This window comes from Pseudomonas sp. D2002, from assembly GCF_013385735.1.
Lineage (GTDB): Bacteria > Pseudomonadota > Gammaproteobacteria > Pseudomonadales > Pseudomonadaceae > Aquipseudomonas.
The window spans coordinates 62998-84906 of record NZ_JACAPL010000001.1 but is presented as its reverse complement, the minus strand read 5'-3'; the positions used below and the strand labels follow the sequence as shown (position 1 = coordinate 84906).

Below are 21909 nucleotides of genomic sequence, written 5' to 3'. Positions count from 1 at the left end.
CATACCGGCGAGGACTTTTTGCTTACTTTTTGGTCCTTCAAAAAGTGAGCCGCTGTAAGAGCGGAACCCTAAGCCGCCGTTACCGCAGCAACGGATATGTACCCAATCCACCTAACAAACCCACCCCATCACCGATTGAAGATTCCCGACCTTTGGTTACAATCACCGCCCTCTCCCACTCTCCCAAGGAACCGCCATGTCCGGGCTTGAATTGTTCGCCGCCGCCCTGGGGGTGATCGCTGTCTGGCTGACGGTCAAACAAAACCCCTGGTGCTGGCCCATCGGCCTGGTCATGGTGTTGCTCTACACCTGGGTGTTCTTCGACGTAAAACTCTACTCCGATATGCTCCTGCAAGTGGTCTACGCCGCGCTGCAACTCTACGGCTGGTGGCAATGGACCCGCGCCGGTGCCGTCAAGCAAGGCCGTCAGGTCACCAGCCTCGGCTGGCCTGCGATCATGACCAGCTTGTTCGTCGGCGCCGTATTCAGCCTGCTGCTCGGCGCCGCCATGGCCCACTGGACCGACGCCGCCCAACCGTGGCTCGACGCCGCCCTCACCGGTTTCAGCCTGGTGGCGCAAATGTGGATGGCGCAAAAACGCGTGCAATGCTGGCCGCTGTGGATCGCCGTGGATGTGATCTTCGTCGGGCTGTTCCTCTACAAAGGCCTGTACCTCACCGCCGCGCTCTACGCCCTGTTCACCGTGATCGCCGTGCAAGGCTGGCGTGAATGGCGCGCCGACCCGGCGTTGCACGCATGAAAGTCGTGGTACTGGCCGGCCCCGAGTCCAGCGGCAAAAGCTGGCTGGCGGCCGAACTGCACGCGCACTTCGGCGGGCTGATGGTCGGCGAATACGTGCGGTATTTCATCGACCATCACCAGCGCGACACTACCTTGGCGGATATCCCGGCGATCGCCCGTGGCCAATTGGCCTGGGAAGACGCCGCCCGCGCCAAGCAGCCCGACTTGCTCGTCCTCGACACTCACCTGCTGACCAACAAGCTGTGGAGCCAGACCCTGTTCGGCGACTACCCGGCGTGGCTGGACGATGAACTGCTGGCCCGGCATTACGACCTGCACCTGCTGTTGTCGCCAGAGGACGTGGAGTGGACCGCCGACGGCCAGCGTTGCCAACCCGAACTGGCGGATCGCCGGGCGTTTTTCCAGGGCAGCCTGGACTGGATCGAACAGCATCAACAGCCCGCCGTGGTGATTCGCGGTAATTGGCAGGAGCGCCGCGCCAAAGCCTTTGCTGCGGTCACCCAATTGCTGGGCGAGTAATACCGACCATCGGGTCAACGCAGTTCCTTTCCCTCGGCGCCAGTCAATCTTCTAAAGGAGATTGGCCTATGAACATGCGCATCGTTGCCCGCCTGATCAACTTGCCGGAAAACCGAGGTGTTCGCGTCACGACGGCAGAACGTGCGCTCTTGCTGGTGCGTGTCGGCGACCAGGTTCGTGCCTTCCAGGCGCAATGCCCGCATGCCGGTGCGCCGCTGGAGAAAGGCGTGATCTGCAACGGCCGGATTATTTGCCCGTGGCACAAAGCGGCGTTTGCCGTGGACAGCGGCGCGGTGGTGGAGCCGCCCGCACTGCTCGGGCTCAAGCAGTACCCGGTGCAGGTTCACGATGGCGTGGTCAGTGTCGGCGACGAGCCCATGGAAACGTCGACCCCGACAGCGCAGGCTGAAAATCGCTGTGTTGCTGTGATCGGCGCCGGCGCGGCAGGCACTGCTGCCGTGGCCGCCTTACGTCGGCAAGGCTTCAGTGGACGCTTGCTGTGGATCGACCGGGAACAGGCGCCCGCCTACGACCGCACCGCCCTGAGCAAATTCGTGATCGCCGGTGAAATGGCGCCCGAGGACACACCGCCACTGCTGGACGCCATGCCGACCCGCATCCATGGCGAAGTGCAGCGCCTGGACGCACACGCCAAACGCATCGAACTCGCCGACGGTCGCCACTTCGACTACGACGCGGCGCTGATTGCCACCGGTGGCGAAGCGCAGCCACTGGACATTCCGGGCGCCGTCCTCAGTAACGTGTTTGTGCTGCGCAGCCGCGAAGATGCCGCGCGCATCGACGAAGCAGCCAAATCAGCCGCGTGCGCGGTCATCATCGGCGACAGTTTTATCGGCCTGGAAGCCGCATCCGCCCTGCGCCAGCGCGGCTTGGTGGTGCAAGTGGTCAGCCGTCATCAGGTGCCCCTCGCGGCGCAGTTGGGCAAGCGCATCGGTGCGGCGATCCGCCAACTGCACGAAGACAACGGTGTGATCTTCCACAGCAATACCGAACCCGTGCGCCTCGACGGCCACGGCGCGGTGAGCACCGTGCTGCTGAAAAACGGCAAGCGCCTGGCGGCGGATCTGGTGATCATGGGCGTTGGCGTCAAGCCTGCCACCGGCTTTATCCACGGCGTCGACAAGGCCGAGGACCAGTCGCTGAACGCGAACAGCCAACTGCAAGTGGCGCCTGGCCTATGGGCGGCCGGCGACAACGTGACGTTTGCCTGGCAACAGCAGCCCACGCGTATCGAACACTGGCGCGTGGCCCAGCAACTGGCCGTGCTGGCCGCGCGCAATATGCTCGGCGATACCCAGGTTTACGCCGACGTGCCGTTCTTCTGGACCTACCACTTTGACAAAACCTTTGAAGTGCTCGGGCGTGCGCAACAGTGGAATCGCCTGCACATGGAAGGCGACCTTCAACGCCACGCTTTCATTGCGCTGCTCTGCCATGACGAGCGGGTCGAAGCCGTGGTTGCCTGCGAGCATCAGCAGGCCATGGCGCGCCTGTCGCAGCGCATGCAGCAACCGCTGGGCAAGGCCGAAGCCTTGGCGATCATTCGCGCGTGCTGACGCTTTTTGCATGTGCTCAGATTCAGGGTGCGGGGTTCTTCCAGGGCTCTAGGAGCGAGCCCTGGAAGGCGTGCGCAGGTTTAATCAGCGATTAGTAACCCAGCGACAACCCTGTATTGCGACGCGGGTCGTTAGCCCCGTAGAAACGGTTGTTGCCCACCGGCTTGCCACCCAAAGACGGTGCGCCCACCAGGATTGCGGCCAGGTGGTTGGCGTCCTGCGGACCGGCAAACTTGTGGCCCCAGCTTTCCAGAATTTTCTGGGTGTCGGGGCTGACCGCGAAGGTCTCGAGGTTGGTGGTTTCCGGCATCCACTGCTGGTGGAAACGCGGCGCGTCGACGGCTTCCTGGATGTTCATCTTGTAGTCGATGACATTCAGGATGGTCAGCAAGGTGGCGGTGATAATCCGGCTGCCACCTGGCGTGCCGACGACCATTACGGCCTTGCCGTCCTTGGTCACGATGGTCGGGCTCATCGACGACAGCGGCGCCTTGCCGGGTGCGATGGCGTTGGCTTCGCCCTGGACCAGGCCGTACATGTTCGGCACGCCGACCTTGACGGTGAAGTCGTCCATTTCATCGTTGAGGATCACCCCGGTCTTGCTCGCCATCACGCCGGCACCGAACCAGTCGTTGAGGGTGTAGGTGACCGATACCGCGTTGCCCCACTTGTCGACGATGGAGTAATGCGTGGTGTTGTTGCCTTCATGGGGCGACACCCCCGGTTTGATCGCCTGGGAATCACCGGCTTTTTGCGGCTCGATGGCGGCGCGCAGCTTGGCGGCGTAGTCCTTGTCCAGCAGGTGGGCAAGCGGGTTCTTCACAAAGTCCGGGTCGCCAAGGTAGCTGTTACGGTCCACATAAGCATGGCGCATCGCTTCGATCTGGTAGTGCAGGCCTTGCGCCGAGTGATAGCCGAGGTCGGCCATCGGGTAGCCTTCAAGGATGTTCATGATCTGGCAGATCACCACGCCGCCCGAGCTTGGCGGTGGTGCCGAGACCACGTGGTAGCCACGGTAGTCGCACTCGATGGGCGCCAGTTCACGGGTCTTGTACTTGTCGAGGTCAGCCTGGGTGATGATGCCCTTGCCGGCCTGGCTGGAATCCACCAATGCCTTGGCGACCCAACCTTTATAGAAGCCGTCGGTGCCCTTGGCGGAGATTTCCTTGAGGGTCTTGGCCAGGTCTTTCTGCACCAGTTTTTGCCCGACCTGCAGCGGTTGGCCGTTGTGCAGGAAGATCCCGCGCAGGTCTTTGTCTTTTTCAAACTCGCCGGTGGCGGTGTGCAGCAGGTCGATATCGCCCTGCTCCAGTTCGAAGCCGTTTTCCGCCAGCTTGATCGCCGGGGCAATCACTTGGGCACGTTTGAGGGTGCCGTATTTGCTCAGCGCGGTTTCCATGCCGGACACCGTGCCGGGCACGCCGACCGCCAGGTGGCCCTTGGCGCTGAGGCCGTCGATGACCTTGCCGTCTTTGTCCAGGTACATGTCGGCGGTCGCCGCCAGTGGGGCTTTTTCGCGGAAATCGAGGAAAGTCTTGCGCCCGTCCGCCAACTGCACGGTCATGAAACCGCCGCCGCCCAGGTTGCCGGCTGCCGGGTACACCACGGCCAGCGCGTAGCCCACGGCCACGGCCGCATCCACCGCGTTACCACCGGCCTTGAGCACGTCCACACCCACATGAGTGGCCAAATGCTGGGCGGTGACGACCATGCCGTTTTCACCGGCCACCGGGGCCTGGGACGCGGCGTGTACACCGCTGACCGTCAACACCAAGGCGGTCGCGATTAAGGTACGGCTCAAAGGTTGGTATTTCATCCATGGCTACTCTAGTTATTAAGACGCACCAAAATAGCCCGACTTGGATCCAACCCCCAGCGCAATGGCGTTTTTGTTACAGAACTTGTCGGTCACAGAACGGCCGAGAAAATGCCCATGCTATATTTCGCGCCCAGACTGGCTGCAAGGCGCGTGGAAATGGTGATCAAGAAGACCGGCATTCGGGCTCAACAGGCCGACCAGACGCGTGCGCGCATCTTGCAGGCGGCGGTCAAAGTGTTCACCCGCGACGGCTATTCCGGTGGGCGCGTCGACAGCATCTCCAGGGAAGCCGACTCCAACGACCGCATGCTTTATTACTATTTCGGCAGCAAGGAACACCTGTTCATCTGCGTGCTGGAACACATCTATGAGCAGTTCAACAAAGCCGAAAGCAAGCTCAAGCTGAACCTGGAAGCGCCCGTGCAGGCGTTGCAGGATTTGGTCGCGTTTATCTGGAATTACTACGTCAAGCACCCGGAATTCGTGGCGATCCTGAGCATCGAGAACCTGCACCAAGGCAAACATGCGCAACAGTCCGGCGAGATGCGCCGATTGTCGGGCGAAGCGGTTGGCGTGTTGAAGCCGATCATTGAAGCCGGCCAGGCCCAGGGTGTGTTTCGCCAGGACATCGACCTCAAGCACGTGTACTTGATGATCGCTTCGCTGTGCTACTTCTATAACTCCAACCGGCATACGCTAAGTTCGTTTTTGGGTGAAGACCTGGCAGCTAAGGGGCAGCAGCAGGATTGGCTGGGGTTTATCACTGACCTGGTATTGCGCGGAGTCTCCCCTAGCTCACTGTAGAAACACCATCCAAAAAAAATGTGGGAGCGGGCTTGCTCGCGAATGCGGAGTGTCAGTCACCCGATATACCAACTGACCCACTGCATTCGCGAGCAAGCCCGCTCCCACCGTTTCGACCGCATCGTGTCAATGAGTGCCCGGGTTGGCCCGCAAGTGCGCCACCTTCTGCTCCAAACCCTTCCACTGCGGCGCATTCGGCGCAAATTGCCCGCGCAAGTACGCGACCAAATCCGCCACCTGCGTATTCGACAAACTGTCCTTGAACCCCGGCATATACCCCAGATCCTGGGTCGCCGGGTTGCTGATGCCTTGCAAAATCACCTTGATCAAATTATCCGGCTGATCACTGTGCACATTGGTATTGGTCGCCAATGACGGGCTCACCCCAAACAATTTCGGCCCCAGGCCATCGGCGTGACAGGCCTTGCACGAACCTTCGAATATGCGTCGACCATTCGGATTGGGCACCGTCGCTGCCGCCACGGTTTGCGCCTCAGCCGTCGCCTCGCCATTGAGCGACGCCAGGTACACCGCCATCGCGCGGATATCTGCCTTGGGCAACTTCGCCAGTTCACTCACCACCGGCCCCATCGGGCCTGCCGCCACGCCATGGGCGTCGGAATAGCCGGTGCTCAAATAGGTGAACAGCTGGTCTTCAGTCCAGGGCGTCGGCGCCTTGGACAAACCCGTCAATGCCGGCGCTTCCCAACCATCAACACTGCCGCCGGCCAGGAAGGCTTTACCGCCCTTCTCCGCGCCCATCAGGTTGCGTGGCGAATGGCATGCCGCGCAGTGTCCCAGGCCATTGACCAGATAATTACCGCGATTCCACTGCTCACTGCGCTCAGGCTGCGGCGTGATTTCACCGCGCCTTAAATTCAGCGCATTCCACCCCGCCATCAACGGCCGGAGATTAAACGGGAAGCGCATCGCATTCGGCGTCGGCGCCTGGCTCACCGGCGCCTGCGACATCAGGTAGGCATACAGCGCCTGCATGTCCGCCTCATTGATATTGCGAAACGCCGTATAGGGAAACGCCGGGTACAAATTACGCCCGTCACGCCCAATCCCGTCGCGCATCGCCCGCTCGAACGCCGGGTACGACCAGGCGCCGATGCCGGTCTGCACATCCGGGGTGATATTGCTGCTGTACAGCCTGCCGAACGGCGTCTCCATGGCCAATCCACCGGCATTCACAGCACCGCCCGGCGCCGTATGGCACACCGCGCAGTCGCCGACCGCCGCCAGCAAACGCCCGCGCTCCAGCGTGGCCTTGGACCAGGTGCCGGCGCTGGGTGGCGCAATCGGCGCGATTTCATTGTGGAACGGCCAGGCCGTGGCCAGCACGGCGCCCAACGTTGCGAATAGCGCACCGAACCACCACTTCTTGCGTTTCTGCGGCGACTTGGCGGGCTCGCCCAGCGTGCCGGCATTCAACGCCGCCAACACCCGCTCCGGGGTGATCGGCAACTCGCGAAAGCGAATGCCGGTGGCGTCGTAGATCGCATTGGCAATCGCCGCCGCGCTCGGCACCGAGGCCGACTCACCGGCGCCCATCGGCGGCTGGTCCTGGCGCGGCATCATCAGCACGTCGATCTGCGGCACTTCGGGGAACGTCAGGATCGGATAACCGCCCCACTCCTTGCTCGCCACCGTCGACTCTTCAAAGGTCACGCGCTCCTTGAGCACGCGGCTGGTGGACTGGATCACATTGCCGTGAATCTGATGCTGCACGCCGGCCGGGTTAATCATCATCCCCGAGTCGTGGCCGATCACCACCCGCGTCACCGACACGTCGCCGGTGTGTTTGTCGATGGCCACATCCGCCACCCAGGCCGCCCACGCCGCGCCGAAGCCAGGGAACTTGCTGTGGATGTAGCGCGCGTAGGCAAAGCCGCGCCCACGCAGCAAATGATCTTCGTTAGCGGTTTGCATCGGCGCCGTGCGCGGTGACCATTTCGCCCGTTCGGCGGTGGATTTCACCAGGTCGATGGCGCGCTCGTCCTTGAGGTAACGCAGGCGGTATTCCACCGGGTCGACACCCGCCGCGAAGGCCAGTTCGTCAATATAGGATTCATGCGCAAAGGTGTTGGGCAACGCCGACACGCCGCGCATCCACGAGGCGCGCACGATGGGCGCCATGTCGTTGATGGTCACGCGCATATTGTCGATGTCGTAGGGCGGGATCGAAGTGCGGTCGCCCATCTCGAACATCGCTGCCACCGGCTCGACGCGGCCAGTGAGCAACAGCGCCAGGGTTGGCGCGCCGTTGGACGGGTAGCTGGTTTCAAAATCGTAGGCGGCGATGCTGCCGTCAGCAAGGAGGCCGCCGTCCACCTCCATCAGCTGCGCGGTGCCCTTGGGCTCCCACAGGTGTTCCTGTTCGCGGGTCAGTTGCACCCGCACCGGCTTGCCCACGGCGCGGGATAACAGCAAGGCATCCGCGCAGACGTCATCCGCGCAATTGCGCCCGTAACAGCCGGCGGCTTCCATGCGGATCACGTCGATCAGGGTTTCATCGCACTCCAGCAGCCACGCAAGATCAGCACGCAGCAGGTGCGGGTTCTGGCTGCCGGACCACACACGACTGCCGGCTGGCGAGTAATCCGCCACCGCGCAGGACGGGCCAATCGAACCATGCATTTGATACGGCCACAGGTAACTGCGCGGCATGCGCTGGGCGGCAGCCGCCAGTGCGGCGTCGACATCGCCCTGGTCCAGCACCGTGCGGCGCACGCGAGGGTTGTCGCGGATGGCCTGCTCGACGTCACTCATGTCCGGCAAGGCGTTGTCCCAGGGTTTCCAGTGCACCTGCAACTCATGGGCGGCCTTGATCGCCTGTTCTTCGCGCAGCGCGACCACGCCGACAAAATCCCGAATCACCACCACCGCGACAATCCCCGGGATATGCGCGATGGAAGCCTCGTCCACATTCAACAGGCTATTGCCGACAAAATCCCCGCAGTCCAAACCGGCATACGGCGGGCGCACCACACGGCCGTGGAGCATGCCCGGCACACGCATGTCATGCACGTAGGTCAGTTCACCGGTGGCCTTGCCGGGGATGTCCACGCGCGCGGCGCCCTTGCCGACCAGGCGGTAATCCTCGATGGCTTTTAACGGTGCGTCGCCGCTGATGCGCAGCTGATCATGTTGGCCGCTGACCAGCTCGCCGTAGGTGGTGGTGCGTCCGTCTGCCGCCTGGATAATGCCGGCCTCGACCTTGAGGCTGCCAGTGCTCACGCCCCAGCGCCCCGCCGCCCGCGCGAGCAAAAAGCGCCGCGCCTCGGCGGCCGCGTTACGCAGCGGGATCGCGGAAATCTGCAAGGTCGCGCTGGCAATCGTCGCGCCCTGGTTCGGCGCGCGCTCGGTGTCGCCCAGGACCATCTTGACCTGATCCATGCTCAGGTCCAGTTCCTCGGCAACGATCTGCGCCAGCGCGGTGCGAATGCCGGTGCCCAAATCCACATGGCCGTTGAACGCGTGGACCAAGCCATCATCGTTGACCGCGATAAACAGCCCCAACTCCTTGGGCTTCACAGTCGGCGTGCCGCCCTTGGCCACCGGGCCGGACGGCGGCAGTACGTCATCGACAATCAACAAGACGCCGGCCTTGGCCAGCCATTGTTCGCGGGAAAGTGCGGTGTCGGTCATGGTTGGCCATCCACGGTCAGGAGGTGAGCGGCACGCAGCACGGCGCGCAGGATTTCGATATGGGTGCCGCAGCGGCAGAGGTTGCCCGAGAGCTCATTGCGGATCTCGGCTTCGCTGGGGTTGGGGTTGCGGTCGAGCAAGGCCTTGGCGGTCATGATCATGCCGTTGAGGCAGTAACCGCATTGCGCGGCCTGCTCATCAATAAACGCCTGCTGCACCGGGTGCGGTGCCTGACGGCTGCCGAGGCCTTCGAGGGTGACGATCTCACGGCCAACTGCACCCGCCAGCGGGAACACACAGGACCGCGCGGCCACGCCATCGATGATCACGGTGCACGCACCGCACTCGCCCAGGCCGCAGCCGTACTTGGGGCCGTTGAGCGCCAGGTCATTGCGCAGCACCAGTAACAGTGGTGTATCCGCCATGGCGCTGACTTCGCGGGTATGGCCGTTGACCTCAAGGGCTACCGTGATGGAGGGGCTGATCATTCGCTTCGCCTGTGTCAGTTGGTGAAGCAGCTACTACACGAAACAGTCAAAAAAAAGCATCGCGGACCTGGGGCCTCGCGACACACTTGAATGGTGAAGTGGCTACTACATCAACACAGAGCAAAAACGATGCCAGCAGCTGTACGCAAAACCTGTGGCGAGGGAGCTTGCTCCCGCTGGGTTGCGAAGCGACCCCAAAAGATGGGCCTGCTGCGCAGTCCAGCGGGAGCAAGCTCCCTCGCCACAAGGAATCGATGGGTCAGTCTTGCGGATCGTCAATCATCTTGCGCAACAGAAACAACACCGCCACGCGCTCGGCCGGGTTGAGGTTGCTCATGGTCAGTTCGCTGATCTGCGCGGCACGCGGTGCGGTTTGCGCGACCAGTTCGGCACCTGCGGCAGACAGGTCGACCACCACCTTGCGCTTGTCTTGCGGGTCCGGCTCCAGGGTAATCAGTTCCTTGGCCTTGAGCCGCTCGACGATGCCGCGAATGGTTGCCTGATCGACGGCGGTGGCCTTGACCAGTTCGGTGAGGGAGCTTGCACCGTGATCGCGCAGTGCACACAGGGTGACGAACTGCACGGCGGTGAGCTGGGAGTCGCCGACATTTTGCTGAAAGATCGCCAAGTGGCGCTGGTAGGCCTTGCGCAGCAGGTGGCCAACTTGTTCAGAGAAAACGTAGGAATCAGGCACGGCGGGCTCGGTGGGTGATTGGCGATGGGGAAGCATGATGGCTGGCTTGCCGGATCGACTCAAGTTTCTCATGGAGGAAACACGGTTAAAACTGTGGGAGCGGCGGTGCGACGATTCGACTTGCTCGCTCCCACACAAGCCAGCTCCCACATCTAGATGTTTAGCGTGCCAGGGAAGCTTGTGGGGCAACCACATCACCACCTATCACCACCGCCTCATCATCCAGATACACATCACAATTGCGCAGCGGAATATCCATATGGCAAGGCGTCTTGCGCGTCCCGCCCACTTCGGTATTCGGCCCGGTGGAGAACAGGAAGTTGCCATAAAACGCCCGCGCGTCCATGCACATGCCGTCGTTCTTGTCATGCAAACCCATGGCCGTCCATTGCGCACGGGGCTGCAGGCCCCAGCCGATGTGGGAGATGCCGTACACCTCGGGGTCGTTGAAATACTTCATGTAGTCGCGCAGGTATTCCGCTTCAAAGCCCCCGTGGATCCTGGTGATAAAGCCCTTCTCGATCTCCAGGGTGATCTTCTCGCGGGTGTAGGTCTTGAACGGCAGCAGGATGTCGCCAATGTCCAGCACCAGCACGCCCTCGGCGGTTTCTTCGTTGGGCCACGAGAACAGGAAGCCGCTGGGCCAATGGTCCCAGCGCCCAGGCTCATCGGCAAACCCGTATTCGGTCACCGACGGGTACTGCCCCAACGCCGCGCGAAAATCACTGCCGGCGCGGGATTTGACGTGGATCGAGCGCGCCCTTTTCAGTAGCTGTTCGGCGGCCAGCACGCGCACCTTATCCTCTTCAGTGGGCAGCATGCGCGCCAGCACTTCCGGCGGTTCCACGGCCAGCAGGATGCGCGTGCCGGTCTTGAGGATCTGCTCCTGTTCCGGCGAGTGCAGCAGCATCATCGTGTCGACGATCAAGTCGGCCGCTTCCAGCGCACGTTGCGCGGCGATATTGCCGGTCAGCGCGGTGTCGCCGCAGTAGGCGGTCATGTCATTGCCCATCGCCCGTGGATGGTTGAACGACGGCAATTCCACCGCATACACCTTGGCCCCCAGGCGCTGCGCCGCATCCATCGCCGCGCGCACGGTGCGCGGGTCGGAATAATGGCTCTTGAGCACGGCGACGCTCTGGGTCGGGTCGACCTTCGACAGCTTCAGCACGTGTTCAAACATCTGGGTCAGTTCGCAATCGCTTACCGGCATTTTCCTGTCTCCTGTGGGGCTGCACCAAGTTCATGCATCGCGCTTCACTCTAGTGCATTTTTATAGCGTATACGCCAATTAATAACGATAAGACCTGAATTGCAGGCGGACTGCAAGCAGCGCGCCAATTCGTTACCTATCGAAACAAACCCCGATTTTATTGGCTACTCAGCGTTACACAGGATAAATACGGCCAAAAAATAAATTTTTCAAAGCAGGCTTCCCATTTCAAAAAATGAGCGTATACACTTTAAAAACCTTGCGGACAGACGCCGCCTGAAATCAAAAAGAGAGAGGATCACGCCCCATGGGAAGCACGCAAAAAATCGCCATTGTCGGTGCCGGCCTGGGCGGCGCCGCTGCGGCCACCCTGTTGCAGCAAGCCGGTTTTGACGTAGACATCTACGAACAGGCACCGGAGTTCTCCCGGCTGGGTGCGGGGATCCACATGGGCCCCAACATCATGAAAATCTTCCGCCGCATGGGCATCGAAAAGCAGCTGGACCTGATGGGCTCGCACCCCGAGCACTGGTTCAGCCGTTGCGGCGAAACCGGCGACTACCTCTCGCGCATCCCGCTCACCGGCTACGGCGCGTCCTACATCACCGTGCACCGCGGCGACCTGCACGCCTTGCAGATGTCGACCCTCAAGCCCGGCACCCTGCACTTCAACAAGCGCCTGGAAACCCTCGAAGAAACCGACACCCAAGTGCGCCTGACCTTTGCCGACGGCGAAGTGACCTACGCCGATATCGTGATCGGCGCCGACGGCATCAATTCGAAGATTCGCGAAGAACTGCTCGGCGTGGAAAAACCGCTGTACAGCGGCTGGGTCGCACACCGTGCGCTGATCCGTGGCGACCAGCTGGCCAAGTACGACCTCAAGTTCGAAGACTGCATCAAATGGTGGACCGAAGACCGCCACATGATGGTGTATTACACCACCGGCAAGCGCGACGAGTACTACTACGTGACCGGCGTGCCCCATGCCGAATGGGACTTCCAGGGCGCGTTCGTCGACAGCAGCCGCGAAGAGATGTTTGACGCCTTCAAGGGCTACCACCCCACCGTGCAGGCGCTGATCGAGTCCACCGAAAGCGTGACCAAATGGCCGCTGCGCAACCGCAACCCGCTGCCGCTGTGGAGCCGTGGCCGCCTGGTGCTGCTGGGCGACGCCTGCCACCCGATGAAGCCGCACATGGCCCAGGGCGCCGGCATGGCCATCGAAGACGCCGCGATGCTGACCCGCTGCCTGCAGGAAACCGGCATCAGCGACTACCGCACCGCGTTCCAACTCTACGAAGCCAACCGCAAGGAGCGCGCCTCGCGCGTGCAGGCGGTGTCCAACGCCAATACCTGGCTGCGCACCCAGGAAGACCCGGACTGGGTGTATGGCTACGACCTGTATGCCCAGCCGCTGAAATCGGGGGTGGCCGCGTGAGCACCTTTCTCTACGGCGGCAATGTGCAGGCCAACGGCATTCGCCAACATTACTTGCGCTACGGCGGTAAAGGCCCGGCGCTGATTTTGATCCCGGGCATCACCAGCCCGGCGATCACCTGGGGCTTTGTCGCGGAACGCCTGGGCGCGCAGTTCGACACGTACGTGCTGGATGTGCGCGGGCGCGGCTTGTCGTCCACCGGCCCCGAGCTGGACTACAGCGCACACACTTGCAGCGATGACATTGGCGCATTCGCCGATGCCCTCAATCTGCACAGCTACCACCTGGTCGGCCATTCGATGGGCGCGCGCTTTGCCGTGCGCAGTGCGGTGAAACATCCGCAGGGCGTCAACCGCGTGGTGCTGATCGACCCGCCGGTGTCCGGCCCCGGCCGCCGTGAATACCCCAGCAAACTGCCGTGGTATGTCGACTCGATCCGCCAATCCCTGATCGGCATGGACGCGGAGGCGATGCGCGCCTTCTGCGCCACCTGGACGCCAGAGCAACTGCAACTGCGCGCCGAATGGCTGCACACCTGTTATGAGCCCGCCATCGTGCGCGCCTTCAATGACTTTCACACGGTGGATTTCCACCAGGACCTGCCCCACCTCAAGGCCCCTGCCCTGTTGATGGTGGCCGGGCGTGGCGGCGTGATCCTCGATGAAGACGTGGCGGAAATTCAGGACCTGCAACCGGGCATCCAGGTCGCCCGCGTGCCGAATGCCGGCCACATGATTCCGTGGGACGACTTCGACGGCTTCTTCCACGCCCTCGGCGACTTCCTCACCCAATAAGAACGGAGACCACCATGCACAAGCCTTACCGCATCGGCCAGATCGTGCCGAGCTCCAACACCACCATGGAAACCGAGATCCCGGCGATGCTCACCGCACGCCAGGCGATCCGCCCTGAGCGCTTCACCTTTCACTCCAGCCGCATGCGCATGAAGCAAGTGCGCAAAGAGGAACTGGCGGCCATGGACGGCGAGTCCGACCGTTGCGCCATCGAGCTGTCCGACGCCAAGGTCGATGTGTTGGGTTACGCCTGCCTGGTGGCGATCATGGCCATGGGGCTGGGTTATCACCGCAATTCCGAACAACGCTTGCGCAAGGCCACCGCCGATAACGATGCAAATGCGCCAGTGATCACCAGCGCCGGCGCGCTGATCGAAGGCTTGAAAGTGATGGGCGCCAAACGCATCGCCATCGTCGCGCCGTACATGAAGCCGCTGACCGAGTTGGTGGTGAACTACATCCGTGAAGAAGGCTTTGAGGTGGTGGACTGGCGCGCCCTGGAGATCCCCGACAACCTCGAAGTGGCGCGCCACGACCCGGCCAAGCTGCCGGCCATCGTCGCCGGCATGAACCTGGAAGGCGTCGACGTGATCGTGCTCTCGGCCTGCGTGCAGATGCAGTCGCTGCCGGTGGTGGCCAAGGTTGAAGCGCAAACCGGCAAACCGGTGCTCACCGCCGCCATCGCCACCACCTACGCCATGCTCAAGGCCCTGGACCTGGAGCCCATCGTGCCCGGCGCCGGCGCCCTGCTTTCCGGCGCTTATTGAGGATCTTAGCGATGAGCGAACAATCCGCCGACGCCAACTACCAAGGCGTCTGGGGCAACCGCATCGGCTTCGGCAAAAAAGCCGCGCTGCTGATGATCGACTTCATGCAGGGCTACACCACCGAAGGCGCGCCGCTGTTTGCGCCGGGCGTGGTCACAGCCGTGGCGGAAAGTGTCGAGCTGCTGGCCACTGCGCGCGAACACGGGATTGCGGTGGTGCACACCAATATCCGCTACCATCCCGGCCATTTCGCCGACGGTGGCATCTGGGTCAAGAAGGCCCCGGTAATGAAAGACATGGTCGAAGGCAACCCCCTCGCGGCGTTCTGCGCCGAGGTGTTGCCCCAGGCCGATGAAGTGGTGATCACCAAGCAGTACGCCAGTGCGTTTTTCGGCAGCAGCCTGGCCCCGATGCTACACGCACAAGGCATCGACACCGTGGTGCTGGCCGGCTGCTCCACCAGTGGCTGCATCCGCGCGACGGCGGTGGATGCTGTGCAACATGGGTTTCGCACCATCGTCGTGCGCGAATGCGTCGGCGATCGACACTCGGCGCCCCATGAGGCCAACTTGTTCGATATCGACAGCAAGTATGGCGACGTGGTGAGCAAGCAGGAGGCGTTGAGCAAGTTCAGGGAGCAATAACGATTCACCAGGAACCACGACAAAGAGCGTGGTCCGGAAAAAACTGAGCGTCTCCCACTTTGGAATGCAATCGAATGTGGGAGCGGGCTTGCTCGCGAATGCGGTCTGTCAGTTAAACCTGTACTGACTGATCCACCGCTTTCGCGAGCAAGCCCGCTCCCACACTTGATCTCATCCAGCAGGGAAATCTCAGTCTTCTGACACTGCCTTTGGACGTCGCTTCTACAGCACTCCGAAGTGCTGGAACAAAGCGGCTGTATAAAAACCATAAGTCACCGCCAGGAGACACCCAATGCCCATTGCGAATGCAGCACCCGCGACCAGCGTCGCCGACCCCGTCACCACGCTCTACCACAAGGTCACCTGGAAGCTGATTCCGTTCCTGTGTTTCTGCTACCTGGCCGCTTACCTGGACCGAATCAACATCGGCTTCGCCAAACTGCAGATGCTCGACCAGCTGCACTTCAGCGAAACCGCGTTCGGCCTCGGCGCCGGCTTGTTCTTCGTCGGCTACATCATCTTTGAAGTGCCGAGCAACCTGGTACTGGAGCGGGTCGGCGCAAAAATCTGGATCGCGCGCATCATGATCACCTGGGGCCTGCTCTCGGCCTGCACCATGCTCGTCACCTCGACCACGCAGTTCTACATCCTGCGCTTTCTGCTCGGCGCCGCCGAAGCCGGTTTTTTGCCGGGTGTGTTGTATTACCTGACCACCTGGTTTCCGACCCATCGGCGCGGGCGCATCATCGCGCTGTTCATGATCGGCCTGCCGCTGTCCAGCGTAATCGGCGGCCCGCTATCCGGCTGGATCATGGGCCATTTCGACACCGTGGGCGGCCTGCGCGGCTGGCAGTGGCTGTTCCTGATCGAAGCGGTGCCCAGTGTGTTGCTCGGCGTGCTGACCTTCTGGGCGCTGCCCAACACCTTCCAGCAAGCCAAATGGTTGTCGCAGGACGAAAAAACCCTGCTCGAAAGTGAACTGCGCAAGGACGAAGCCGACGCCACCGGCAGCAAGCACAGCTTCCGTGACGGCTTCTTCAACCTCAAAGTGTGGATGCTCGGCGGTATCGACTTCTCGATCCTGCTCAGCGCCTACGCCATGGGGTTCTGGATGCCGACGTTCATCCGTAACGCCGGGGTCACCGACACCTTCCATATCGGCGTGCTGACGGCGTTGCCCAGCGTCGCCGCCCTGCTGGGCATGCTGCTGATCGGCGCCAGCTCCGACAAACACCGTGAACGCCGCTGGCACATCATCGTGCCGTTTTTCATCGGCGCGGCGGCGATGGCCACCAGCACCTTCTTCACCCATAACGTGGCGGCCACCGTGGCCCTGTTCGCCATCGCGTCGGCCGCGATCATCGGCGCCGTGCCGGTGTTTTTCAGCCTGCCGGCGACCTTTCTCAAAGGCACCGCAGCCGCCACCGGGTTTGCCCTGGCATGCTCAGTGGCGAATATCGCCGGCCTGGTCAGCAACTCGTTGATGGGCGTGGCGATTGACGTCACCGGCAGCAGCGCGGGCGCCTTGTGGTTTTTCGCCGGCTGCCTGATCCTCAGCAGCTTCCTGGTCATCGCCTTGCCGGCGAAACTGGTGAACCGTTAACAACAACAATTTTTGCGGATGAACCACCATGCAAGGCTTCTTTAAAAGTTGTGCGCTGCTTGTCGCCGTCGGCCTGTGTGCCGGCACCGCGCAAGCAGCTGAAAAAGTCATCTTCGACACCGACTTCAATGTGCTCAACGATGACGGCCAGGCCTTTATCATGCTCGCCCAGTTGCATGCGCAAAAACGCATCGACTTGCTCGGCATGACCCTGGTCAGTGGCAACGCCTGGGTCGACCAGGAACAGGTCGACGCCCTCAAGGCCGTAGAACGCATGGGCGTGGAAAAAGAGGTCGGCGTTTACTCGGGCGCGGCCTACCCGCTGCTGCATGACTACGCCACCTATGAGGCGGAAAAAGCCCTGTTCGGCTCGGGCTGGCCGGGCGCGTTCAAAAACCCGCGGCCTACTTCGCCCGCGCAATTGGTCGCGCCACCGGACGGCCTGGCCACCCACACCCAACTGCGCAGTGAGACCGCCGCGCAGTTCATCGTGCAAAGCGTACGCGCCAACCCGCACCAAGTGACGATTCTGGCGGTCGGCCCACTCACCAACATCGCCCTGGCGATTCGCTCGGCGCCGGACATCGTGCCGCTGATCAAGCGCATCGTGTACATGGGCGGCGCCCTGGAGATTCCGGGCAACACTACGCCGGCGGCGGAATTCAACTGGTGGTTCGACCCGGAGGCGGCGAAGATCGTGTTGCGCTCACCCATCGAGCACGTGATTTTCCCGAATGACGTGTGCGAGAAAGTCACCTTCGACAAATCGGTGTACCAGCGCGTGATTGCACAGAAAGGCGCGATTGCCGACCTCTACAAGCATGAGTTCGGGCCGCTGTTCGACAAAGACCCGAGCTACCACAGCTTCACCTGGGACAGCCTGCCGGCGCTGTTCCTGGTCAGCCCGGAGATCGTCACCGAGTCGCGCGATTTGTGGGTGGACGTGGACGCCACCTTCGGCGCCGACTATGGCCGCGCACTGGGCTACAAGAAAGGCGCACCGGTTGGCACCCAGAAGGCCAAAGTGGTGTTTGGCGTGGATCAGAAGAAATTCTGGGACGGCTACGTCAACCTCGTGACCCTGCCGACGCCGGTCAAACACTGACCAGCGGATCGCTCCCACTTTGCGTGGGAGCGATCTTCACTCAGCCCGCCAGGGCAAACCCGCGCTGCAGATCCTCGATCAGCGCCGCCACATCTTCCAAGCCGATATGCAAGCGCACCACCGAATTCAACGCCCGATCCGCCGCGCTTTCGCGGTCCTGGGTGTCGGCGACGGTGACCAGGCTTTCATAGCCGCCCCACGACGCCCCCAAGCCGAACAGCCGCAAAGCATCGATAAAACGCTCAAGGTAAGCCGCATCGGCATTCGCCAGTTCAAACGACAACAAGCCATTGCTGCCGGTGAAATCCCGACGCCACAGCGCATGCCCCGGGTGCCCAGACAGTGCCGGGTGGAACACGCGCTTTACCTGCGGCTGCGCCTGTAACCACTGCGCGATCTCGAGCGCCTGGCGCTCGTGCACATCCAGGCGTGACGCCAAGGTACGTGCGCCACGCAGGATCAGGTAGGCATCGTCGGCGCTGACCGAATTGCCGAAGGTGTCGCTCATTTTGCCCAACGCCGGCCAGGCCGCTGCGGTGGTGCACACGCTGCCCATCATCACGTCGCTGTGGCCGCCGAGGTATTTGGTCAGGGCCATGATCGAGATGTCCGCGCCCAATGCCAGTGGCCGGTACAGGTAGCCCGAGCCCCAGGTGTTGTCGACGGCCAGCAAGATGTTGCGTGGTCTGCACAACGCCGCAATCGCAGGCAAATCGCACAGCTCATACAACAGCGAGCCCGGCACTTCGGCGTAGACCAGTTTGGTATTGGCTTGCAGTTGCGCCTCCAAACCCGTCGCATCGGGCGAGAAGTAGCTGACTTCTATGCCGAACGGCTGCAGAAATTCACGCGCCAGCTTGCGCACCGGCGAATACACCGCATCGGTGATCAGCACATGATCGCCGGGGCGCAGGTAAGCCAGGAACACCTGGGCTGCTGCCGCCAGGCCGGTGCCGTAGAGCCGCGTGCGATAGCCGCCTTCCAGCTCGGTGACCAGGTCTTCCAAGGCATGAGAGGTGGGATTGCCGCGCGCACCATAGGTCAACACGCGCTCGCTGTCGCGTCGGGCGCGGGCGTCGCGCATTTGCGCGAGGTTATCGAACAGCACCGTGCTCATGCGCGTGATCGGCACATTCACTGCGCGGCCGCCGTGGCCCTTTTCGCTCCGCGCGGCGTGGATCAACCGCGTGCGCACGCGTGACGGCGGCGTGAGTGGTTTAAGGCTGGCGATTTCGGCTTCACTCATCTGCGCCAACAGGCCGATTTCCCAGGCCAGATACTGGCGCGCGGCATCTTTGTTGCCGCTGTGGCGGTCGTGAGTGAAGAACAGGAAGTCGATGCACTGCGCGTCGGGCAGGGTTTGCGGGCCTTGGTTGACCGGCAGACCGGCCGCGGCCCAGGCCGCGAAGCCACCGTCCAGCAACCTTGCCGACACGCCTTCGGCAGCAAAGGCCGCCAACGCCGGGTCATCCGCCACCAGCACCAGCGGCCGATGATCGGTTTTCAGCAGTGATCGAATCGACCACTGCGAACCGGCGATATGCCCTTTGCGAAACAGCATGCTCGGGCGCAAATCGATCAGGTTGACGTCGTTCAATTCAAGCGCCAATGCCTGGGCGCTGATCAGCGGCAGCGGCTCGTATGCCACCGGCTGCAACACCGGCAAGGCCAGGCCGCTGGCGATACCGCCCTCCAGCACATACGCCTCATGCCCCAATTGGCGCAGCCAACTGGCCACAATCGGCGCGCGCACGCCGTCGCTGTCCACCAGCACCACCCGCGCCTGACGCACGCCGATGTAAAGGTCGGTGGACTGGATCAACTGCCCGCCCGGCGTGTGTTGCGAGCCCGGCAAGCTGCCAACGGCAAATTCTTCGGCGGTGCGCACGTCGCACAGGAACAGGCTGCGCTGCGCGTTACTCGCCCACTGCCGAACCTGCTCGGCCGAGACACTCACCACGCCTGCGCGCTCGGCCAATTGCCGCGCGGCCTGGCGCTGTTGAGCCAGGTCCGTGCTGACCTGCTCGTGGTAACGTCGGGTGCTGCCGTGCTCCAGCTGGAAGTCTTCCAGGTACCAGCCTTGGGTGCCGTTTTCCAAGGCATAGATCGGGTTTTTCAGGCCCAGATTGATCAACGTCTGCGCGCCGATAATGCTGCGGGTGCGCCCCGCGCAATTGACCACAATCGGTGTGGTTTCATCCGGCACCAGATCATGCACGCGGTAGCCCAACTCGCCATTCGGGCAGCAGATGGAACCGGGAATGGTCATCTTGCGGTATTCATCGAACGGCCGCCCGTCGAGCACCACCAGCGGCTCGCCACGCGCCTGCCACTCGGCCAGCTGCCGCGCAGTGACGTGGGGCGTGTGGCTGGCCTCTTCGACCAACTCGCCAAAGGCCTTGGACGGCACGTGCACCCCGGCAAACAGCTGCAAACCGGCCGCTTGCCAACCGTCGGCGCCGCCGGCCAATACATGCACCTGGCTGTAGCCCAGCGCCTGCAGGCGAGCGGCCGTGCGGGTCGCCACCTCACCGCCGTCCTGATCGTAAATCACCAGGCGCACCTGCGGGTTGGGCGCCAGGCGGCGTACTTCCAGTTCCAGGCGGCTATAGGGCAGGTTCACCCCGTGGAACAGGTGGGCTTCGCCGTATTGCCCGTGTTCGCGCACGTCGAATACGGCGATTTCCTGCCCGTCGAACAGCCATTGCTGCAGTTGACGTGGGGTGATGGTCTGGCTCATGGAAGTCCCAACAAAGTAAGAAAAGAGTTACTGCAACGCCAACGAACGCTCGCCCGCTGCGACTTCGCGACCTTTGGCATAGGCACGCTGCACCGCCGGCCGCGCTTTGATGCGCAGGCGCCAGGCCTGGATGTGCGGGTAGTCCGCCAGGTCCTGGCCTTGGCGCAGCGGCTGAATCCACGGGAATATCGCCATGTCGGCCACCGAGTATTCACCGGCCACAAATGGCACTTCAGCCAGGCGCTGCTCCAGCACACGGTACAGGCGCGTCGCTTCGGCATTCAGCAGGTCGAGGGCGAATGGGATCGGCTCCGGCGCTTTCTCTTTGAACACCTGCAATTGGCTCAGGTACGGGGTGATATGCCCGACTTGCCAGAACAGCCATTCCTGCACGTTTTGCCGTTCGGCAGTGCCGGCTGGCGGCAGGAATTGCCCGGCGCTGTCGGCCAGGTAGTTGAGGATGGCGCCGGATTCGAACAGGCTCAGCGGTGTCTCGCGGCGATGGTCGACAATCGCCGGGATTCGCCCGTTGGCGCTGATGCGCTGGAAGCTGGCAGCCTTCTGCTCGCCTTCGCGGATGTTCACCGGCAGCAGGCGGTATTCAAGGCCCAGCTCTTCGAGCAGGATGCCGACTTTCAGGCCGTTGCCGGTTGGCCAGTAATACAGGTCAATCATAAAAAACCTCGCCCTCAGTACGCGCGAATCGACGGCGCCATTTGCGAGGCGTTGTAGTTGAGGATGCGCCCGTCGGCTTCCACGCCGTAACGGCCATTCAGCGATTCCAGCGGCAAGCCGTAGAGGTGGAAGTGCAAGGTCGCCTGCTCGCCTTCGACCTTGATGCCATGCAGGTCTTCACCGAGGAACGAGATCGACGTACCCGGCTGCACGATCACTTGTTTTTCCAGGGTCAGGCTGGTGAAACCCGGTTCGTGGCCTTCGTCATTGCGTGCGTAAACGTAGTTGATTTCCTGGCCTTCGATGGCGCTGATGATCGCCCAGGTTTCATGGTTGTGGGGGATCGTGCTTTTGCCCGGCAACAGCGAGTTGAGGTACAGCGTCGGGGTGTCGCCGTCGTCATTCAGGCGATAGCGGAATGCGGTGCTGCCCTGCCCCGGCACCGGCGCGGGGAATGCGTCGAAGTTGAACAGGTCGCGGCGCTCGGCCAGGTTTTCCAGCAGGCCGACGATTTCCACCAGGGCCGCACGGTCTACGCCGCGCTGATTGATGACGCGGATTTGCTGCAAGAACGCTTCGATGACAGCAGCACGGTTTTCGCTACTCATGA

General features: G+C 62.4%; 18 protein-coding genes. 10 read left to right on the top strand and 8 right to left on the bottom strand.

What is annotated here, in order from left to right; genetic code table 11:
- The first annotated feature begins 196 nt into the window (after window positions 1-196).
- The 3 genes from pnuC (at window position 197) to HX783_RS00325 (ending at window position 2858) form a co-directional block, all read left to right on the top strand.
- A complete protein-coding gene (pnuC, locus tag HX783_RS00335; RefSeq protein ID WP_159956868.1) occupies window positions 197-760 on the top strand; it encodes a nicotinamide riboside transporter PnuC in 564 nt (187 codons plus the stop codon).
- The gene (locus HX783_RS00330; RefSeq protein WP_177015510.1) at window positions 757-1281 is read left to right on the top strand and encodes an AAA family ATPase; all 525 of its coding nucleotides are present in this window, start codon (window positions 757-759) and stop codon (window positions 1279-1281) included. The genes pnuC and HX783_RS00330 overlap by 4 nt, the downstream gene beginning before the upstream one ends.
- A 68-nt stretch (window positions 1282-1349) precedes the next feature.
- Window positions 1350-2858 (top strand): FAD-dependent oxidoreductase, encoded by a 1509-nt coding sequence (locus HX783_RS00325; protein WP_177015509.1) that lies wholly within the window; start codon window positions 1350-1352, stop codon window positions 2856-2858.
- Between the two features lie 91 nt (window positions 2859-2949).
- Here HX783_RS00325 and ggt read toward each other — a convergent pair whose 3' ends face one another.
- Complete coding sequence (ggt, locus tag HX783_RS00320; protein WP_177015508.1) at window positions 2950-4674, bottom strand: gamma-glutamyltransferase; 1725 nt, start codon at window positions 4672-4674, stop codon at window positions 2950-2952.
- Between the two features lie 159 nt (window positions 4675-4833).
- Here ggt and HX783_RS00315 point away from each other — a divergent pair, with 159 nt between their 5' ends.
- A complete protein-coding gene (locus HX783_RS00315; RefSeq protein ID WP_177015507.1) occupies window positions 4834-5481 on the top strand; it encodes a TetR/AcrR family transcriptional regulator in 648 nt (215 codons plus the stop codon).
- Between the two features lie 126 nt (window positions 5482-5607).
- Here the strand turns inward: HX783_RS00315 and HX783_RS00310 are convergent, their stop codons facing one another.
- From HX783_RS00310 to HX783_RS00295, 4 genes are all read right to left on the bottom strand, one after another.
- Complete coding sequence (locus tag HX783_RS00310) at window positions 5608-9135, bottom strand: molybdopterin cofactor-binding domain-containing protein (RefSeq protein WP_177015506.1); 3528 nt, start codon at window positions 9133-9135, stop codon at window positions 5608-5610.
- Window positions 9132-9623 carry a (2Fe-2S)-binding protein gene (locus HX783_RS00305; protein WP_159956880.1) on the bottom strand — a complete coding sequence of 164 codons (492 nt, stop codon included), beginning with the start codon at window positions 9621-9623 and terminating at the stop codon, window positions 9132-9134. The genes HX783_RS00310 and HX783_RS00305 overlap by 4 nt, the downstream gene beginning before the upstream one ends.
- A gap of 259 nt (window positions 9624-9882) precedes the next feature.
- Complete coding sequence (locus HX783_RS00300) at window positions 9883-10317, bottom strand: MarR family winged helix-turn-helix transcriptional regulator (protein WP_159956882.1); 435 nt, start codon at window positions 10315-10317, stop codon at window positions 9883-9885.
- A 160-nt stretch (window positions 10318-10477) separates the two neighbouring features.
- Window positions 10478-11530 (bottom strand): 2,5-dihydroxypyridine 5,6-dioxygenase, encoded by a 1053-nt coding sequence (locus tag HX783_RS00295; protein WP_177015505.1) that lies wholly within the window; start codon window positions 11528-11530, stop codon window positions 10478-10480.
- 307 nt (window positions 11531-11837) lie between these two features.
- Between HX783_RS00295 and HX783_RS00290 the strand changes: the two genes are divergently transcribed.
- The 6 genes from HX783_RS00290 to HX783_RS00265 all read left to right on the top strand — a co-directional run bounded on the left by HX783_RS00290 (window position 11838) and on the right by HX783_RS00265 (window position 17884).
- Window positions 11838-12971 (top strand): FAD-dependent monooxygenase, encoded by a 1134-nt coding sequence (locus tag HX783_RS00290; RefSeq protein WP_177015504.1) that lies wholly within the window; start codon window positions 11838-11840, stop codon window positions 12969-12971.
- The gene (locus HX783_RS00285; RefSeq protein WP_177015503.1) at window positions 12968-13765 is read left to right on the top strand and encodes an alpha/beta fold hydrolase; all 798 of its coding nucleotides are present in this window, start codon (window positions 12968-12970) and stop codon (window positions 13763-13765) included. Before HX783_RS00290 ends, HX783_RS00285 begins: the two co-directional genes overlap by 4 nt.
- A 14-nt stretch (window positions 13766-13779) precedes the next feature.
- Complete coding sequence (locus HX783_RS00280; protein WP_159956890.1) at window positions 13780-14532, top strand: Asp/Glu racemase; 753 nt, start codon at window positions 13780-13782, stop codon at window positions 14530-14532.
- 11 nt (window positions 14533-14543) lie between these two features.
- Entirely contained in the window at window positions 14544-15176 is a 633-nt protein-coding gene (locus HX783_RS00275; RefSeq protein WP_177015502.1) for an N-carbamoylsarcosine amidohydrolase, read from the top strand.
- Window positions 15177-15468: 292 nt separating this feature from the next.
- Window positions 15469-16779, top strand: a complete 1311-nt coding sequence (locus tag HX783_RS00270) for an MFS transporter (protein WP_177015501.1) — start codon at window positions 15469-15471, stop codon at window positions 16777-16779.
- Between the two features lie 28 nt (window positions 16780-16807).
- On the top strand, window positions 16808-17884 hold the full coding sequence (locus HX783_RS00265; RefSeq protein WP_177015500.1) for a nucleoside hydrolase: 1077 nt from the start codon (window positions 16808-16810) through the stop codon (window positions 17882-17884).
- Between the two features lie 40 nt (window positions 17885-17924).
- Here the strand turns inward: HX783_RS00265 and metC are convergent, their stop codons facing one another.
- Genes metC through HX783_RS00250 form a run of 3 tightly spaced genes read right to left on the bottom strand, consistent with a single transcriptional unit; the run spans window position 17925 to window position 21907 of the window.
- Entirely contained in the window at window positions 17925-20624 is a 2700-nt protein-coding gene (gene metC, locus HX783_RS00260) for a cystathionine beta-lyase (protein WP_177015499.1), read from the bottom strand.
- A gap of 27 nt (window positions 20625-20651) precedes the next feature.
- Window positions 20652-21299, bottom strand: coding sequence for a glutathione S-transferase family protein (locus HX783_RS00255; RefSeq protein WP_177015498.1), 648 nt, complete (start codon window positions 21297-21299; stop codon window positions 20652-20654).
- A gap of 14 nt (window positions 21300-21313) precedes the next feature.
- Complete coding sequence (locus HX783_RS00250) at window positions 21314-21907, bottom strand: cysteine dioxygenase (RefSeq protein WP_177015497.1); 594 nt, start codon at window positions 21905-21907, stop codon at window positions 21314-21316.
- Window positions 21908-21909: the final 2 nt, after the last annotated feature.

Bases quoted from the DNA above. Each gene is read 5' to 3' on its own strand.
- pnuC (WP_159956868.1), top strand. From the start codon at position 197: ATGTCCGGGCTTGAATTGTTCGCCGCCGCCCTGGGGGTGATCGCTGTC.
- HX783_RS00330 (WP_177015510.1), top strand. From the start codon at position 757: ATGAAAGTCGTGGTACTGGCCGGCCCCGAGTCCAGCGGCAAAAGCTGG.
- HX783_RS00325 (WP_177015509.1), top strand. From the start codon at position 1,350: ATGAACATGCGCATCGTTGCCCGCCTGATCAACTTGCCGGAAAACCGA.
- ggt (WP_177015508.1), bottom strand. From the start codon at position 4,674: ATGAAATACCAACCTTTGAGCCGTACCTTAATCGCGACCGCCTTGGTG.
- HX783_RS00315 (WP_177015507.1), top strand. From the start codon at position 4,834: ATGGTGATCAAGAAGACCGGCATTCGGGCTCAACAGGCCGACCAGACG.
- HX783_RS00310 (WP_177015506.1), bottom strand. From the start codon at position 9,135: ATGACCGACACCGCACTTTCCCGCGAACAATGGCTGGCCAAGGCCGGC.
- HX783_RS00305 (WP_159956880.1), bottom strand. From the start codon at position 9,623: ATGATCAGCCCCTCCATCACGGTAGCCCTTGAGGTCAACGGCCATACC.
- HX783_RS00295 (WP_177015505.1), bottom strand. From the start codon at position 11,530: ATGCCGGTAAGCGATTGCGAACTGACCCAGATGTTTGAACACGTGCTG.
- HX783_RS00290 (WP_177015504.1), top strand. From the start codon at position 11,838: ATGGGAAGCACGCAAAAAATCGCCATTGTCGGTGCCGGCCTGGGCGGC.
- HX783_RS00280 (WP_159956890.1), top strand. From the start codon at position 13,780: ATGCACAAGCCTTACCGCATCGGCCAGATCGTGCCGAGCTCCAACACC.
- HX783_RS00275 (WP_177015502.1), top strand. From the start codon at position 14,544: ATGAGCGAACAATCCGCCGACGCCAACTACCAAGGCGTCTGGGGCAAC.
- HX783_RS00270 (WP_177015501.1), top strand. From the start codon at position 15,469: ATGCCCATTGCGAATGCAGCACCCGCGACCAGCGTCGCCGACCCCGTC.
- HX783_RS00265 (WP_177015500.1), top strand. From the start codon at position 16,808: ATGCAAGGCTTCTTTAAAAGTTGTGCGCTGCTTGTCGCCGTCGGCCTG.
- metC (WP_177015499.1), bottom strand. From the start codon at position 20,624: ATGAGCCAGACCATCACCCCACGTCAACTGCAGCAATGGCTGTTCGAC.
- HX783_RS00255 (WP_177015498.1), bottom strand. From the start codon at position 21,299: ATGATTGACCTGTATTACTGGCCAACCGGCAACGGCCTGAAAGTCGGC.
- HX783_RS00250 (WP_177015497.1), bottom strand. From the start codon at position 21,907: ATGAGTAGCGAAAACCGTGCTGCTGTCATCGAAGCGTTCTTGCAGCAA.